The 14,960-nt window shown below is 54.1% G+C and carries 14 protein-coding genes; 3 read left to right on the top strand and 11 right to left on the bottom strand.

Going from position 1 to position 14,960, the window contains the following annotated elements; all coding sequences use genetic code 11:
• Positions 1–13 precede the first annotated feature (13 nt).
• Entirely contained in the window at positions 14–538 is a 525-nt protein-coding gene (locus AC6I8W_RS28180; RefSeq protein WP_497839520.1) for an NAD(P)H-dependent oxidoreductase, read from the top strand.
• Positions 539–589: 51 nt separating this feature from the next.
• Here AC6I8W_RS28180 and AC6I8W_RS28175 read toward each other — a convergent pair whose 3' ends face one another.
• Together AC6I8W_RS28175 and AC6I8W_RS28170 are read right to left on the bottom strand one after the other, a co-directional pair.
• Positions 590–1,945 carry an MFS transporter gene (locus AC6I8W_RS28175; protein ID WP_497839519.1) on the bottom strand — a complete coding sequence of 452 codons (1,356 nt, stop codon included), beginning with the start codon at positions 1,943–1,945 and terminating at the stop codon, positions 590–592.
• A gap of 112 nt (positions 1,946–2,057) precedes the next feature.
• The gene (locus AC6I8W_RS28170; protein WP_497839518.1) at positions 2,058–3,026 is read right to left on the bottom strand and encodes an AraC family transcriptional regulator; all 969 of its coding nucleotides are present in this window, start codon (positions 3,024–3,026) and stop codon (positions 2,058–2,060) included.
• Between the two features lie 201 nt (positions 3,027–3,227).
• Here AC6I8W_RS28170 and AC6I8W_RS28165 point away from each other — a divergent pair, with 201 nt between their 5' ends.
• Positions 3,228–4,412: an MFS transporter gene (locus AC6I8W_RS28165; RefSeq protein WP_497839517.1), complete on the top strand. Its 1,185-nt coding sequence runs from the start codon at positions 3,228–3,230 to the stop codon at positions 4,410–4,412.
• A gap of 12 nt (positions 4,413–4,424) precedes the next feature.
• Here the strand turns inward: AC6I8W_RS28165 and AC6I8W_RS28160 are convergent, their stop codons facing one another.
• The 7 genes from AC6I8W_RS28160 to AC6I8W_RS28130 form a co-directional block, all read right to left on the bottom strand.
• Positions 4,425–5,681, bottom strand: a complete 1,257-nt coding sequence (locus AC6I8W_RS28160; protein WP_497839516.1) for a chloride channel protein — start codon at positions 5,679–5,681, stop codon at positions 4,425–4,427.
• Positions 5,682–5,794: 113 nt separating this feature from the next.
• Positions 5,795–6,010 carry a hypothetical protein gene (locus AC6I8W_RS28155; protein ID WP_013512619.1) on the bottom strand — a complete coding sequence of 72 codons (216 nt, stop codon included), beginning with the start codon at positions 6,008–6,010 and terminating at the stop codon, positions 5,795–5,797.
• A 131-nt stretch (positions 6,011–6,141) separates the two neighbouring features.
• Positions 6,142–6,540 carry a (R)-mandelonitrile lyase gene (locus AC6I8W_RS28150; protein WP_497839515.1) on the bottom strand — a complete coding sequence of 133 codons (399 nt, stop codon included), beginning with the start codon at positions 6,538–6,540 and terminating at the stop codon, positions 6,142–6,144.
• Positions 6,541–6,689: 149 nt separating this feature from the next.
• Positions 6,690–9,833, bottom strand: a complete 3,144-nt coding sequence (locus tag AC6I8W_RS28145; RefSeq protein WP_497839514.1) for an efflux RND transporter permease subunit — start codon at positions 9,831–9,833, stop codon at positions 6,690–6,692.
• Positions 9,833–10,993 carry an efflux RND transporter periplasmic adaptor subunit gene (locus tag AC6I8W_RS28140; protein ID WP_497839513.1) on the bottom strand — a complete coding sequence of 387 codons (1,161 nt, stop codon included), beginning with the start codon at positions 10,991–10,993 and terminating at the stop codon, positions 9,833–9,835. Before AC6I8W_RS28140 ends, AC6I8W_RS28145 begins: the two co-directional genes overlap by 1 nt.
• Before the next feature lie 36 nt (positions 10,994–11,029).
• Complete coding sequence (locus AC6I8W_RS28135; protein ID WP_497839512.1) at positions 11,030–11,380, bottom strand: helix-turn-helix domain-containing protein; 351 nt, start codon at positions 11,378–11,380, stop codon at positions 11,030–11,032.
• A gap of 158 nt (positions 11,381–11,538) precedes the next feature.
• Complete coding sequence (locus AC6I8W_RS28130; RefSeq protein ID WP_497839511.1) at positions 11,539–11,793, bottom strand: YdgH/BhsA/McbA family protein; 255 nt, start codon at positions 11,791–11,793, stop codon at positions 11,539–11,541.
• A 281-nt stretch (positions 11,794–12,074) separates the two neighbouring features.
• Here AC6I8W_RS28130 and AC6I8W_RS28125 point away from each other — a divergent pair, with 281 nt between their 5' ends.
• The gene (locus AC6I8W_RS28125) at positions 12,075–12,968 is read left to right on the top strand and encodes a LysR family transcriptional regulator (RefSeq protein WP_497839510.1); all 894 of its coding nucleotides are present in this window, start codon (positions 12,075–12,077) and stop codon (positions 12,966–12,968) included.
• A 37-nt stretch (positions 12,969–13,005) separates the two neighbouring features.
• On the opposite strand, the gene AC6I8W_RS28120 is transcribed toward AC6I8W_RS28125, so the two are convergent.
• Both AC6I8W_RS28120 and AC6I8W_RS28115 read right to left on the bottom strand, forming a co-directional pair.
• Positions 13,006–14,061 carry an NAD(P)-dependent alcohol dehydrogenase gene (locus tag AC6I8W_RS28120; RefSeq protein WP_497839509.1) on the bottom strand — a complete coding sequence of 352 codons (1,056 nt, stop codon included), beginning with the start codon at positions 14,059–14,061 and terminating at the stop codon, positions 13,006–13,008.
• Positions 14,062–14,085: 24 nt separating this feature from the next.
• On the bottom strand, positions 14,086–14,769 hold the full coding sequence (locus AC6I8W_RS28115; protein ID WP_497839508.1) for a carboxymuconolactone decarboxylase family protein: 684 nt from the start codon (positions 14,767–14,769) through the stop codon (positions 14,086–14,088).
• Between the last annotated feature and the right edge of the window lie 191 nt (positions 14,770–14,960).

Raw genomic sequence — 14,960 nt, 5'->3', positions numbered from 1 at the left:
TAAGAGATAACCAATGAAGACATTAATTATCGTTTCACATCCTTATAAACAACGATCTCATGTGATTAAAGCACTTCAACATACCGCTGAAGCGCAACACAATGTCGTCGTACGCAATTTAGAAGATATTTACGGTGATGATGTCACCGGTTTTGATATTTCACTGGAACAATCTTTCTATGCTGATGCTGAAAGAGTGGTATTTATTTTCCCTATTCACTGGTTCAATCTTACGCCAATGCTCAAGGCATATTTAAACGAAGTGTGGACTTATGGCTGGGCATTTGGACCGGAAGGTGATGCCCTAAAAAACAAACAATTACTGGTTGTTGCTTCGGCGGGTGCCAGTGAATTTACCTATTCTCATGAGGGTTTGATTAACAGCACCGTCGAAGAAGTGATGACGCCAATGAAAGCGACAGCATTATATTGTGGTATGAACTACCAATCGCCCCTTTCCTTCCATGGGGTGGCGGGTGCAAGCCCCGATAAAATTGCTGAATATCAGGATGCGTTAGCAGAGAAATTGCGTGCGTGAGTGATACACATGATAAGGGCCGGAGCTGTCGTCCGCCCTTATCGTAGCGCGTTAAGCAGGTAAGCGCGCTCTGCTGATCCCCCACCAAATAAGCGACATCAGCATCGCTGTCGCGGCAACCCGTTTCAGTCCGGTAATCAGGTTCGCATCGCCGGTGTAACTGATAATCAGACCAAAGACCGCCACCCCCATCACCCCGCCCATCTGGCGTGCGCAGGAGAGCAGTGCCGAGGCCGATCCGGCTTCTTCGTGTGTCGCCTGCGAAAAGATCAGATTTGCCACACCCGGCATCGCCAGGGAAGTTCCGGCACCTAACAACATCATCGGAATAAACAACGACCAGGTGCTCCAGTCCGGTTTAATCAATAACAGCAGCGCGAATCCGACACAGCTCACCAGGCTGCCGAGGCATGACAGCCAGCGCAGGCGAAAGTGTCTGCCCAGTCTACTGCTGCTGAAATTCACCACGGCGGTAAACAACATCATAGGCAGAAAGGCCAGACCGGTCTGTAATGCAGTTAGCTTAAGCTCGCTCTGGAAAAAAATGCTGAAAATGAAAACCGCACCGTAAAATACCATGTTGCAGAGAAAGCCAATGGTCACACTGCTGACGATCAGTTTATTGCGCGGCACGGATGCTATCACCACCGGATCGGCTGATTTTCTCTCGCGCAGCATAAACCCCAGCAGCGCGACTAGCCCGACCAACAACGTGGATAGCGTAATCTGGCTTCCCCAGCCAAAGCGCGCGGATTCTGTCAGGGCGAAGGTGAGCAGTCCGAGTGCGAGAACAATCAAAACCTGACTGGCGATGTTTATTTTCCGCTGAAAACGCGGGCTAATCGGAGCAAAACGTAACGTGAAAAACACGCTCAGCAGACCCACAGGCACGTTGATCAGGAAAATGCTTTTCCACCCCAACAAATTAATCAACAAGCCGCCGACGACGGGACCCGCCGCCAGCGCGAAACTGCCAGCCGCAGCCCACATGGCAATCGCTCCGGCACGCGCGTGGCTGTCTGAAAAATACTGGCGCAACAGCGTCAGTGAACTGGGGACCAGCAACGCCGCGCCAACGCCCTGAATGCCGCGTGCGATGTCCAGCCAATATATCGTGGGTGCAAAAGCACAGCTGAGCGAAGCCACAATGAAAATCACAATCCCGCCGACGAAAACGTTTCTGACCCCAAAGCGATCGCCAAGGGTGCCAGCACCCAACAGCAATGAAGCAAAGAGCAGGGAATAGGTGTTCATCACCCATTCGAGATCGGCGATTCCCGCATGAAAATGCTGCCGGAGGACCTCCAGACCGACGTTAACGATACTGACATCCAGTTGAACCAGAACAAAACCCAGACACACGGCGGCGGTAAACAGCCTGTCCCGACTTGTTTTATTGATATGCATGATAATCCCATCGATAAGCAGACCAACAAGGGGTTGGTCTCTGGGACGAAATGTTATCGCGCGCAGTTGGGATTATTAATAATCAAAAATCCATATTTGTTTTGTGAAAATCTCATTTTTGATCTTCAGATGCTGAACCTCTTTCCCTGAAGGTGGCCAGTCGGTACAGCGGGCCATCCCGCCCTTCAGCCCGATGCGCGGAAGGGGATGTGCCGTAGACCCGGCGGAAGACGGTGCTGAAGGTGCTTTCGGAGGCATAGCCCAGGCGGAACGCCAGATGCTTGATCGGTTCAGCGCTGAGCCGCAGGGCTTTGCTGGCGATCTGCATTCTCCAATGAGTGACATAATTCAGTGGTGACGTACCGGTGGTTTCACTGAAGCGACGTGCAAACCCGGCGCGCGACAGACCGGCAATAACGGCCAGTTCCATCAATTGCCAGCTTTTTGCCGGTTCGGCATGAATGGAGGTGACTGCACGCATAATACGCGCGTCGCGCAAGGCACCTATCCATCCATGCAATTGCGCTTCCTCAGAGAGTACCCAGCTGCGGAAGCCTTCAATCATCACCAGATGCATCAGGTGATTTCCCGCCAATGCCGAACCGGGACGGTTAGACAGGCTTTCATCATGCAGTCTGCTCATCAGCCAGCTGAGCGTGGAGGAGGATTCCGAATCCGAGTGCAGGGGAATCACCACCGGTAGAACATTGAGGAGTTGTTCTGCGGAAACCGGGTCGATCTCCATTTTACCTGCCAACAACAGACTGTCTTCGCCACCGTAATCGGCCAGACCATTTTTTCGGATGTAAGGCACACTTTCAGCGGCTACCGGGGGCAGCGCAGGGTCAGAAGCCATGATAAAAGGGGCCGAGCGGGTAATAATCACCCCGTCGCCGGGTAACAACGCCCGCCAGTTGTCGTCTGCCTCAAGGCGGAACCAGATTTTGCCCTGACGGACAGCCATAAATTTCATGCCGGAGAAGCCCGGATAGCGCATCGACCAGCATGTCCCGGTGGTTTGCCCGGTGGTGACGTAACTTTGTGCCGACAGGAGCTGAAGCACATCAGATAACAGGTCCATGAGACTCTCACAAAACAATTAAGCAGTTCAGATGCTCAAAAGACTAATTGGCTGCTTTGAAATCGGCAAGTGGTTCGCCATTGATGATTTTATTTCATAACACCATTGGTATTTAACAGGTTAATTCTACGATGGATTTTTGCTAAAAAGGCCGTTGGCCGCTGAATCCCGGCCCCCACTTAGCGATCTGAAGGAGAAAGCGTGACCCAACTGGCCCCCTCTGCGAGAATGTCCCAAAGCCTGACCCTGCTGTTCTCTGTTGCCGGAGGGATGGCGGTAGGTAACCTGTATTGGGTTCAACCGTTACTGCATGACATTGGTGATGCCTTTCAGATCTTGCCGGGCCATGCCGGTTTATTGGTGACGCTGACCCAGATTGGCTATGCAATCGGCGTGTTGTTGATTGTTCCCCTTGGCGATAGCCAGGATCGTCGCCGGCTGATCCCTGCCATGATGTCGGTTTCAGCTCTGGCACTGGTGGCCAGCGCTTTCGCGCCCACTTTTGGTTTCCTGCTCGCCTCGTTGTTTTTGGTTGGCCTCACCACAGTGACCGGACAGCTACTGATTCCGTTAGCGGGAGACCTGGCGTCCGACAACCAGCGGGGCAGGATTGTTGGGACAGTGGTTTCGGGCGTGCTGACGGGGATCCTTGCTTCACGCACGGTCAGTGGTCTGGTGGCGGATGCATTCGGCTGGCGGGCTATTTATCTCTTCGCTGCGGTGATGACGCTGGTTCTGGCGGTGATTTTGTGGCGTGCTCTGCCAGCCGATCGATCACGTCAGGCAAGTTCATACCTGCAACTTTTGGCCTCCGTGGTCACGGTGGTGCGTCAGCATCCCACCGTGCAGGTTACGTTGGTGTTAGGCGCCCTCGGTTTTTCAGTTTTTACCCTGTTCTGGACGGGACTGACGTTCTTGCTAAGCTCGCCCCCCTATGGATATAGCGCCAGTCAGATTGGCCTGGTCGGTCTTGTTGGTTTGGCCGGGGCGCTGGCAGCACGACGTGCCGGTCGTTTGCATGATCGTGGCTGGTCGGTCGGCGCGACCGGGGCTGCGTTGCTGCTGGTGATGGTTTCACTCATCATTGCCCGGGCCGGTGCGACCTCCATCATCGCGATTCTGGCGGCGGTGTTATTGCTGGATGTGGCGATACAGGCGATCAACGTACTGAATCAAACCCGGTTGTTCGCGGTGGATGCGCAGGCCCGCAGTCGTCTGAATACGGCGTTTGTGGTCAGCAATTTTATCGGTGGGGCGATCGGTTCTGCGTTCGCCGGTTCGCTGTGGCAACGTGGCGGTTGGTCAGGCATCACCATCGGTGAGATGGTGTTGACCGCTTGTGCCTTGCTGATATGGCTAACGCAGCGCAAGCGGCTCAGGGTGTAGGGCGACGCTTGATCAACGCCGCGTTTGCTCCAACACCCGGCAAGTAATCACTGCGCCTGCGGCGCACAGCAGGGCGGGAACAAAATAGTCATGGTTCATATGGGTAAACTCCATCACCAGCGTCACGGCGGTCAGCGGCATTTGCATCGACGCAGCGAGAAATGCCGCGCCCCCAACCAGCGCAAAGCTGCCGGTGTCACCACCGGGGAAAAACAGCTGCCAGAGCGCGCAGAGCAGCAGGCTCAACAGCCCACCGACGGTCAATCCAGGGGTCAGTAACCCGCCTTCAGCACCACCGCGTAGCACCGCCAGAATCACCACCATTTTCAAACCTAACAGCAGTGCCGCATGGTGAAAATTGATGTTGTCGTTCAGCGCCAGCTGCATCGGTCCTTTGCCGTTACCTGGCAGTTCCGGGAACCAGAGACTGAGAACGGCAAGCAGGGCGAATGCCAGCAAACAGAACACGGGCATCTGCCAGTTTTCTTTTACTCCGGCGCGCGCAGCACCGGTGGTTTTACGGAATAACCACGCGCCGCTCCCCAACACCGGGCCAGCAACAATCGCCCACCCCAGGAAGTTGTGAGAAAGGGGACCCGAGGCAAAGTGATATTGCGATTCATTGCCCAGCCCCAGTGTCGCGGTCCAGGCGGCAATGGCCGAGGTGATGATCGCCGCCAGTGCTTTTTCCCAACTGAACGACAACAACAATACCTCAAGGGTAAACAGCGCACCGGCCAGAGGAACGTTATAGACGGCAGCCAGACCGGCACCGGCACCACAGGCAATCAGGATGCGGGTCTCATCGGCTTCCAGACCGATACGACGTGCCATAAAACCACCCGCCAGCGCACCCATTTCCCGTGGAGCGACTTCACGCCCCAGCGGCGATCCCAGCGCAACGGTCACGATTTGCAGCAGCGCATGCAGGGTGGTGGTGCCGGTTGGCATCGGTGTGGCGCTCGGGGCAACGGCGGCTTTGATCGACACCCGCTTGCGTCCGTAGCGTCCCAGTAACCACCAGCCACAGCCCGCGACGATACCACCAGTGACAATCGCCAGCATACGACGCCGTCGATCGGAGTCCGTCACGCCCTGTAAAAAGGATTCGGGGCTGATGATGCGGTCCATGCTATAGCCAAAAGCAACATGCTGAATACTGTGCAAAATCATGGCGAGTATCATCCCCGCCACACCGGCGAGAAATCCGGTCATCACCACCGCGACCAGGCGGAGCAGTGCTTGCTTTGCACTAACGGAAGGGGTCATTACCAGGCGTCCATGAAGAAATGAAGACGCAAAGATAACAGGTACTTAGTAAACATTCAGTCTATCAGGACCAATCTGATAGGCCTGAATGAGAAATGAAAAAGGCGTGATGCTCAGGGATCGAGGGATTCAGGAATGCTGATTTTCTTGAGTTTTATCATAAATCGATTGCCCTCTTTTTTAATTTTGGCTCCTCGCTCACACCAATAATCAGAGAGAGCAAAGAAGTCATCACTGCTGATATCAAAATCGATGATGACTTCCTTATGCTCACCGCTCAATAACTTGTCGTTGACGTCATGAATTGAGGTGGCTGTTACGCTTTTCATCTCGTTCCCCGGATTAATAAATCGGCTTTTAACCCTGTTTTTTTAGCACAGTTTTCTCGCCGCTTCGGAAAATTCGGAGTAAACCACGCGAAATGGTAAGCGCTCCGGCACTTACCTGCTTCGCGTATCGGTTATTTTTGGTACTGTTCGTCGGTGACTTTTTCCATCCAGTCAACCGGGCTGCCGTTCAGGGATTCGGCGATGGCGACATGCGTCATCGCATTATCCGGCGTTGCGCCATGCCAGTGCTTCACGCCTTCCGGGATAAAGACGATGTCGCCCTGATTCATTACCACCGTTTCTTCGCCCTCGCACTGAATCCAACCCTGGCCGTGGGTGATAATCAGCGTTTGTCCCAGTGGATGGGTGTGCCAGGCGGTGCGTGCACCGGGTTCGAAGGTGACGGTTGCGCCACCGACCCGCGCTGACTCAGTACCGCTGAAGGGGGCATCGATCCTGACCGTACCGGTGAAATAGTCTTCCGGGCCTTTACGTGAGGGGACGGAGCCGTTAGCGATAATTTTCAACATGTGATGTTCCTCTTTTTGTCGTTCACGAGTGATGCAACCACTGTAGCAAACGCGGTGTTAAGTAATTAGATAGCCTCATGCGATTGGAGTTATGAGCATTGCTCATGAGTTGCGAGCGCCCAGCCAGTGACACTGGCTGGGCGAGGTGATTACACGAGGATGTCGTCGTCGTCCTCATCATCGCGGGCCTTGCCACCAAAGCGATTACGTACCACCACAAAGAACACCGGGACAAAATAGATCGCCAACAACGTTGCTGCCACCATGCCGCCGATCACCCCGGTGCCGACGGCGTTTTGTGCACCGGAACCGGCACCGGAACTCAGCGCCAGCGGCAGAACGCCGAGGATAAACGCCAGCGAGGTCATCAGAATCGGGCGCAGGCGCATACGCGCCGCTTCCAGCGTGGCTTCCACCACGCCTTTGCCTTCTTTCTCGATCTGGTCTTTGGCGAATTCGACAATCAGGATGGCGTTCTTCGCCGACAGACCGATGGTAGTCAGCAGGCCCACCACGAAGTAGACATCGTTGTTCAGCCCGCGCAACATGGTGGCGACCAGCGCACCAAACACGCCAAGTGGCACCACCAGCATCACCGAGAACGGAATCGACCAGCTCTCGTACAACGCCGCCAGACAGAGGAACACCACAATCAGCGACAGGGCATACAACGCCGGTGCCTGTTCGCCGGTCATGCGTTCCTGGTATGACATACCTGTCCAGTCATAACCGACGCCGGGTGGCAGCTGCTTCGCCAGTTGTTCCATCAACGCCATTGCCTCGCCCGAGCTTTTACCCGGTGCAGGCTGACCGAGAATTTCCAGAGACGACAGACCGTTATAACGTTCCAGACGTGGCGAGCCATAGACCCACTCGGCAGTCGAGAAGCTGGCAAAAGGCACCATCTTGCCGTTGCTGGCGCGCACGTACCAGTTGTCGAGATCCTTCGGCATCATGCGATACGGCGCATCGCTCATCACGTAGACCTTCTTCACCCTGCCGTGGTCAACGAAGTCGTTAACATAACTGCCGCCCCAGGCACTGCTCAGGGTGGTATTGATGTCGGACAGATCCACGCCCAGCGCGGTGGCCTTCTCCTGGTCGATATTCAGCTTGTACTGCGGGCTGTCTTCCATGCCGTTAGGGCGCACTGCCACCAGCGTGTCGGGATGCTGACGCGCCAGATCCAGCAGTTTGTTACGCGCTTCCACCAGCTTGTCGTGACCGAGGCTGCCCTGGTCAATCAACTCAAAGTCAAAGCCGGTGGCGTTCCCCAGCGCAATGATCGGCGGCAGGTTAAAGGCCACCACATTGCCGTCCATGATGTTGCTGAACGCTTTCGCGGCACGGCTAACGATGCCGTCAACTTTGTTCTCGTCACCCGAACGTTGTGACCAGTCTTTCAGGCCGATAAAGGCGATCCCCACGTTCTGGCCACGTCCGGCAAAACCGAAGCCGTTCACCGTCAGTACGTTTTCAACGTTGTTTTTCTCGTTGTTCAGGTAGTAATCATTCACCTGATCCAGTACCGCCTGAGTGCGCTCCTGCGTCGCACCGGCCGGGAGGATAGCCTGGGTGGCGAGCACGCCCTGGTCTTCCGATGGCAGGAACGAGGTGGGAAGGCGTACAAACAGCACCGCCATCCCCGCGACCAGTACGCCATAGATCAACAGATAACGTCCGCTGCGATGCAGCATACGGGCGACGCTGTTGGTGTAATGATGCGCGCTTTGGTCGAACTTGCGGTTAAACCAACCAAATAGCCCGCGATGCTGGCCGTGACTGCCGGGTTTGACCGGTTTCAGGATAGTGACGCATAGCGCTGGGGTGAGGATCAGCGCCACCAGCACCGACAACACCATCGCCGACACAATGGTGATGGAGAACTGGCGATAGATCACACCGGTACTGCCACCAAAGAACGCCATCGGCACAAACACCGCCGACAGCACCAGCGCAATGCCGACCAGCGCCCCCTGAATCTGCCCCATCGATCTACGCGTGGCGGCTTTTGGCTTCAGGCCTTCTTCAGCCATCACACGTTCGACGTTTTCCACTACCACGATGGCGTCGTCCACCAGCAAGCCAATTGCCAGCACCATCCCGAACATGGTCAGGGTGTTAATCGAATACCCAAAGGCGGCAAGGATGCCGAAGGTGCCGAGCAGCACCACTGGCACGGCGATGGTCGGAATCAGCGTGGCGCGGAAACTCTGCAAAAACAGGTACATCACCAGGAACACCAGCACGATGGCTTCAAACAGCGTTTTTACCACCTCGTGGATGGAGATGCTGATGAATGGCGTGGTGTCGTAGGGATAGACCACCTTCAGTCCCTGCGGGAAGTACGGTTTCAGTTCATCAATTTTCGCGCGGATGGCATTGGCGGTATCCAGCGCGTTAGCGCCTGCCGCCAGCTGAATACCCAATGCTGATGCCGGTTTGCCGTTAATTTTGACGACAAAATTATAGTTCTCACCGCCACGCTCGATACGCGCCACGTCGTGCAGCCGTACCTGCGAGCCATCGCTGTTCACTTTCAGCAGAATGTTGCCGAACTCTTCCGGCGAGGTGAGGCGGGTCTGGGCAATGATCGAGGCGTTAAGCTGCTGACCTTTTACCGGCGGTGCACCACCCAACTGACCCGCGGCGATCTGCGCGTTCTGGGTTTCGATCATGTTCATCACATCAACCGGCGTCAGCTGGTAGTTGTTCAGCTTGTTGGGATCGAGCCAGATGCGCATCGCGTACTGCGAACCAAACAGCGTGGTATCACCCACGCCATTGATACGGCTGATGGGATCTTTCAGGTTAGCCGCCACGTAGTCGGCAATATCTTCCATGCTCATGCGACCGGTGTCATCGACAAAGCCCGGCACCAGGAAGAACACGCTGGAGGATTTGCGCACCGTGATGCCTTGCTGCTGGACTTCCTGCGGCAGCAAAGGGGTGGCGAGTTGCAATTTGTTCTGCACCTGTACCTGGGCAATATCCGGGTCGGTGCCGTTCTCGAACGACAACGTTAGTTGAAGTGTGCCGGATGAATCGCTGGTGGAGGACATATACATCAGGCCATCCAGCCCGCTCATGTTCTGCTCAATTACCTGGGTTACGCTGTTTTGCAGCGTCGTGGCATCGGCCCCTGGATAGGTGGCACGGATTTGTACTGAGGTCGGCGCAACGTCAGGGTACTGTTCCACCGGCAGTTTCAGGATCGATATTCCCCCGGCCAGCATGACGATAATCGCCAGCACCCAGGCAAAAATCGGGCGGTCAATAAAGAATCTGGACATCAGTCAGCGGTTCCTGTGGAGGTAGAGGCGGTGATGGGGTTAACGGTCATACCGGGCTGGGCGCGCTGGACGCCGGAGACAATCACACGTTCACCGGATTGCAGCCCGCCAGTGACTCGCCATTTGTCGCCTGCGGTCTGCGAGACGTTAATAGTGCGGACTTCCACCTTGTTATCGCTGCCAACCACCAGCGCCGTGGCGTCACCACGCGGCGTACGGGTCACCGCTTGCTGCGGGATCAACAGGGCATTGGGATCGGTGCCTTCATCCAGCCGGGCGCGCACAAACATGCCGGGCAGCAGCGTGTGGTCGGGGTTAGGGACAATGGCACGCAGGGTGATGGAGCCGGTGGTCTGGTCGACGGTGACATCAGAAAACGCCAGCGTGCCGCTATGGGGATAGACCGAGCCATCGCCGAGGATCACGCTGACCAGCGCCTTCCCGGCATTCTGGTGCAATCGGCCGGAGGCCAGTTCCTGTTGCAGACGCAGAAAATCCTGGCTCGACTGCGTGACATCGACGTACAAGGGATCCAGTTGCTGAACCGTTGCCAGCGCATCGCTTTGCGCATCCTGCACCAATGCACCTTCGGTGACCGATGAGCGCCCGATACGGCCACTGATTGGCGAGGTGATGGTGCTCCAGGCGAGGTTGATGCGGGCGGTTTCCAGCGCGGCATTGGCAGCATCCACCGCCGCCCGTGACTGGGCGGCGGTCGCCTGCGCCTGGTCATAATCCTGACGGCTGATGTAATTTGTCCCGCTCAGCGAGCGATAGCGATTCAGGGTAACCTGCGCCATGCGCGCGTTGGCTTCCGCTTCATTCACGGCTGCCCTGGCATTGTTATAGTTGGCGCGGAAAGGGGCAGGATCGATCTGGTACAGCGTCTGGCCTGCCACCACGTCACTGCCTTCGGTGAAGGTGCGTTTTAAAATAATGCCGGAAACCTGCGGTCGCACCTCTGCCACGCGAAAGGCAGAAGTGCGACCAGGGAGTTCTGTGGTCACGGGCAGTGACTGGGTTGCCAGAGTCAGCACCTGTACCTTGGGTGCGCTCTGCACTTCAGCGGCTTGTCCTGATGAATCATCACATCCTGTTAAATTTAAAATGACGAACGCGCATAGCAAAGCCAGAGGCTTAATTGCCACGTTATGGGGCATTGTTATTTTCTCCCGGAAACCGGTAATGATGATGAGTTAAACCAGAAAAGTTAAATTATGTGTTTTTAATCGCCGCCAGGTCGCGGGGGGCACATGGTATTTTCTGGCAAAAGAGCGGGTAAATGACTGCTGGGAGTCGTAACCATATTTAACGGAAATATCAATGACGGTCTCACGGCCTTCGATTAAATCATGTGCGGCCATTTCCAGCTTTTTATCCCGAATATAATTTCCCAGGCTGATATTCATGATGCGTTGGAACATCCTTTGCAGATGCCATTTTGAATAACCGGATCGCAGAGCAACTTCTTCTATCTTCAGGGGGCGGCGAATGTTTTCATCAATCCATGCAATTAAGTCATGGATGATAATTTCGTGTCGATCCATTTCTGCACCTTATTAATCACATTAAGATTAGAGATGAAGAAAGACGAAATAAAGTACAAGCGGAACGGATAACCAACGCACCAGGGAATTATGCGCAACAAAACTAAGAGAATCTGGCAGTGAGCTTGTTCAGAGATATTTCGTCCTCAGAAGGGCGATTACTTATAAATTTCCGCCACACCGTAAAGTTTATTTTCACCGCCTGCGGCGATGATTTTCATCGAAGTGGCACCTTCGGCTTCGGCTTTGTCAGCCAGTTTATTGGTCAGACCGTCGAGGGAATAAGCCCCGGAAGCGGACACCACACCTACTTTTTGTTTGCCCGCTGTGTCGTGGATGACATCGACGGCAAAGGCACTGTTAACCGCAAAGAGGCTGGTCAGAGCAAGGGTGGAAGCAATTAACGTTTTCATGGAAACCTCACATAATCATAAAGGGAGTAACGAACTACGGAATAATAGTATCATTACAAATTACACTTTATTAGCGGCCCGGAATTTATAGCCGTTATGAGGTAAATTCATCAATAACGCTTCAAAAGGTTAAGCGTCGCGTTGAAACATAGTTTAGAACATGACGCCGGTCACATGGGACAAGTTTTATCTGGTCAACTTGTGAGTAACTCACATATATTTCAGTTTATGTATAGCCGTTAAGGCTGGAGTCTGACAAAAGATGACAAAGGGGCGCACTGATGCTCAGGGAAAATTTTAACGACCTCATCTATCTGGTGATGGTGGCGCGTGAGCAGAGCTTCACCCGTGCTGCCGCCAAGCTTGGGGTTTCGCAATCTGCCTTAAGCCACTCGATTCGGGGACTGGAGGAGCGACTCAACACCCGATTATTAACCCGGACCACCCGCAGCGTGGCACCAACGGAAGCCGGTGAGCGGTTAATAAAGAATGTCGCTCCCATGATAAGCGATATCGAAAAAGCCTTGCTGCAATTGTCCGACGAACAGGGAAAACCCTCCGGTAATATTCGCATCACGGCTGGGGAACATGCCCTCGCGTCGACGCTCTGGCCGCTGTTAAAGCCCTTTTTACAAGCCTATCCTGAAGTCAATGTTGAATTGTCTGTCGACAATACGCTGACGGATATTGTCAGTGGCCGGTTTGATGCCGGGGTACGCCTGGGTGAACAGGTTGAAAAAGATATGGTGGCGGTGCGTATCGGCCCTGACTGGCGCATGGTGGTGGTGGCTGCACCGGAATATTTCGCGCAACACGGTTTGCCTGAAACCCCCTATGAATTGCAGAATCATAATTGCATCAATATGCGTTTGCCCACCCTCGGCGGAATATACAGCTGGGAATTCCACAAGGATGGCAAAGAGATTCGGGTGAAAGTGGAAGGGCAGTTGATTTTTAATAACCTTGCCTCGCGCGTTGATGCCGCTTTAACCGGGATGGGCGTCGCCTATGTGCCGGAAGATTGCGTACGAAAATATATTGACGAGGGAAGGCTCCAGATTGCGCTGGATGACTGGTGTGCACCTTTTGCTGGATATTATCTTTACTACCCCAGCCGTAAACAACACACGGCGGCGTTTTCGAAATTGATTGAAGCCGTGCGTTATCAGACGTGATGCGTAACAGCAGTGGGTTGGCCACTGCCGTTATTTTTTATGCCTTCAGTGATGCAATATCGATAACAAAACGATACTTCACATCGCTTTTTAACATGCGTTGCCACGCAGTATTAATATCCTGCATGTTGATCATTTCAACGTCTGACGTGATGCCATGTTCACCGCAGAAATCCATCATTTCCTGGGTTTCTGCGATGCCACCAATCACCGAACCGGCGACAGATTTACGGCCCAGCACCAGCGGAGCGCTGTTCAGCACCGGATCCAGATCGCCCAGATAGCCCACCAGCACCAGCGTACCGTTCAACGCCAGGGTTGGAATATAGGGTTTCAGATCATGAACATAGGGAACGGTGTCGATAATCAGGTCAAACTGGTTATACACCGCCTTCATCTGCGTATCGTCAGTGGAAATCACGATATGCTCCGCCCCCAGGCGTCGAGCATCGTCAGATTTATTCGGTGAGCGGCTGAACAAGGTTACATCTGCACCCAGCGCTTTAGCCAATTTCAGCGCCATATGCCCCAGACCGCCAAGGCCGATCACGGCAACTTTGCTGCCCGGACCCACGTTCCAGTGACGCAGCGGAGACCAGGTGGTGATCCCGGCACACAGCAGTGGCGCGGCGCTTTTCAGGTCCAACCCATCCGGCACCTTAACCACGAATTTCTCGGTGACCACGATTTTGTCAGAATAGCCGCCATACGTCGGCATATGGTCATGGCGATCGATGTCGTTATAGGTGAGGGTATTCCCTTCTTCGCAATACTGCTCAAGGCCTTGTTCACAGGCGCTGCAATGCTGGCAAGAATCCACCATACAACCCACGCCGACATGGTCACCAACGCTGAATTTTGTCACCGCTTTACCGACATGGGTGACGCGACCAATAATTTCGTGGCCGGGCACCATGGGATATTTGGCACCGCCCCAGTCGTTGTAAGCGTTGTGAATATCGGAGTGGCAAACACCGCTGTAAAGGATCTCAATGACAACGTCATTGTCACGCGGATCACGGCGCACAAAACTATGCGGTACCAGGTCTTCTTTGGCGGCCAAAGCGGCATAGCCTTTTACATTTAAAGTCATGGTATTTCTCCTGAGGAAATTCAATTAACGCGGACGGCTGACCATCACGTCATCTAATAGCTGCATACCACGTTGGGCTTCGCTGCTATTAACGGTGTGGTCATAGACCGCAAACAGGCTTTTAATTTGCTGTTCGCTCAGCCCGACATTAAGGCCGCCGCCAATGTGTGCTTTCAGTTGGGATTCGACCCCGCCAAGGCCGGTGAGTGCGGCAATGGTGGCGATTTCTCGATCAGGTAAACTGAGGTTGTCACGGGCGATGACGTCGGCAAAAAGATGCTCTTGCAGGAAGCGATTAATTTCCGGCAGAAATTCGATGAAATTTCCTTTCTCAGCCTTTAATACGCGTCCGGCAATTAACGTCTGAATCTCTTCCCCTATTGCTGCGCGCGATTTATCCTGCGGCGCCGGGGAAGGGGCTTTACCGACAGGGTCGTTGATGCCCTGTTCAACACGCTGATTAATCACGCTCATAAAGGTAGTAATACCATTCAGACTTCTCGGGAAGCCGGTGTAGGCATACATTTGCAACAACACTTCTTTTATTTCATTAATGGTCAGACCGGCGTCTAACCCTGAGTTAAGAGCCTGAGAAAGCGCGGGTAAATCACCTTTGGCAGTCCAGGCTGCAATAGGGATAATGGCTCGCTGGCTGGCATTGAGTGGTGCTGTCGTATTCATATTGAAGTGGCCTTTAACCTGACGCATAGATAAGTCGTGGCGTCGCTATCAGCAGCAACGCGCCCTTCACCTTAGAATAAAAATCAGCAGGATTCAGCCCTTTATTACGGGTTTAAATTGCATGACTTTATGAATTGAACTCATCATTAATGCCGCAAAATGCTAATCCATTCATACTCAATTTCCGCAATTCTACCGTAGCGGCGCGATTTATCGCG

Source organism: Pantoea sp. X-Soil-TKNS-1211 (assembly GCF_059730495.1).
Note: the sequence above shows the minus strand (reverse complement) of the source record. Positions and strands in the feature narration are given on the sequence as shown.

Bases quoted from the DNA above. Each gene is read 5' to 3' on its own strand.
- AC6I8W_RS28130 (WP_497839511.1), bottom strand. From the start codon at position 11,793: ATGAAAACGTTAATTGCTTCCACCCTTGCTCTGACCAGCCTCTTTGCG.
- AC6I8W_RS28125 (WP_497839510.1), top strand. From the start codon at position 12,075: ATGCTCAGGGAAAATTTTAACGACCTCATCTATCTGGTGATGGTGGCG.
- AC6I8W_RS28115 (WP_497839508.1), bottom strand. From the start codon at position 14,769: ATGCGTCAGGTTAAAGGCCACTTCAATATGAATACGACAGCACCACTC.
- AC6I8W_RS28140 (WP_497839513.1), bottom strand. From the start codon at position 10,993: ATGCCCCATAACGTGGCAATTAAGCCTCTGGCTTTGCTATGCGCGTTC.
- AC6I8W_RS28170 (WP_497839518.1), bottom strand. From the start codon at position 3,026: ATGGACCTGTTATCTGATGTGCTTCAGCTCCTGTCGGCACAAAGTTAC.
- AC6I8W_RS28160 (WP_497839516.1), bottom strand. From the start codon at position 5,681: ATGACCCCTTCCGTTAGTGCAAAGCAAGCACTGCTCCGCCTGGTCGCG.
- AC6I8W_RS28155 (WP_013512619.1), bottom strand. From the start codon at position 6,010: ATGAAAAGCGTAACAGCCACCTCAATTCATGACGTCAACGACAAGTTA.
- AC6I8W_RS28150 (WP_497839515.1), bottom strand. From the start codon at position 6,540: ATGTTGAAAATTATCGCTAACGGCTCCGTCCCCTCACGTAAAGGCCCG.
- AC6I8W_RS28120 (WP_497839509.1), bottom strand. From the start codon at position 14,061: ATGACTTTAAATGTAAAAGGCTATGCCGCTTTGGCCGCCAAAGAAGAC.
- AC6I8W_RS28145 (WP_497839514.1), bottom strand. From the start codon at position 9,833: ATGTCCAGATTCTTTATTGACCGCCCGATTTTTGCCTGGGTGCTGGCG.
- AC6I8W_RS28135 (WP_497839512.1), bottom strand. From the start codon at position 11,380: ATGGATCGACACGAAATTATCATCCATGACTTAATTGCATGGATTGAT.
- AC6I8W_RS28175 (WP_497839519.1), bottom strand. From the start codon at position 1,945: ATGCATATCAATAAAACAAGTCGGGACAGGCTGTTTACCGCCGCCGTG.
- AC6I8W_RS28180 (WP_497839520.1), top strand. From the start codon at position 14: ATGAAGACATTAATTATCGTTTCACATCCTTATAAACAACGATCTCAT.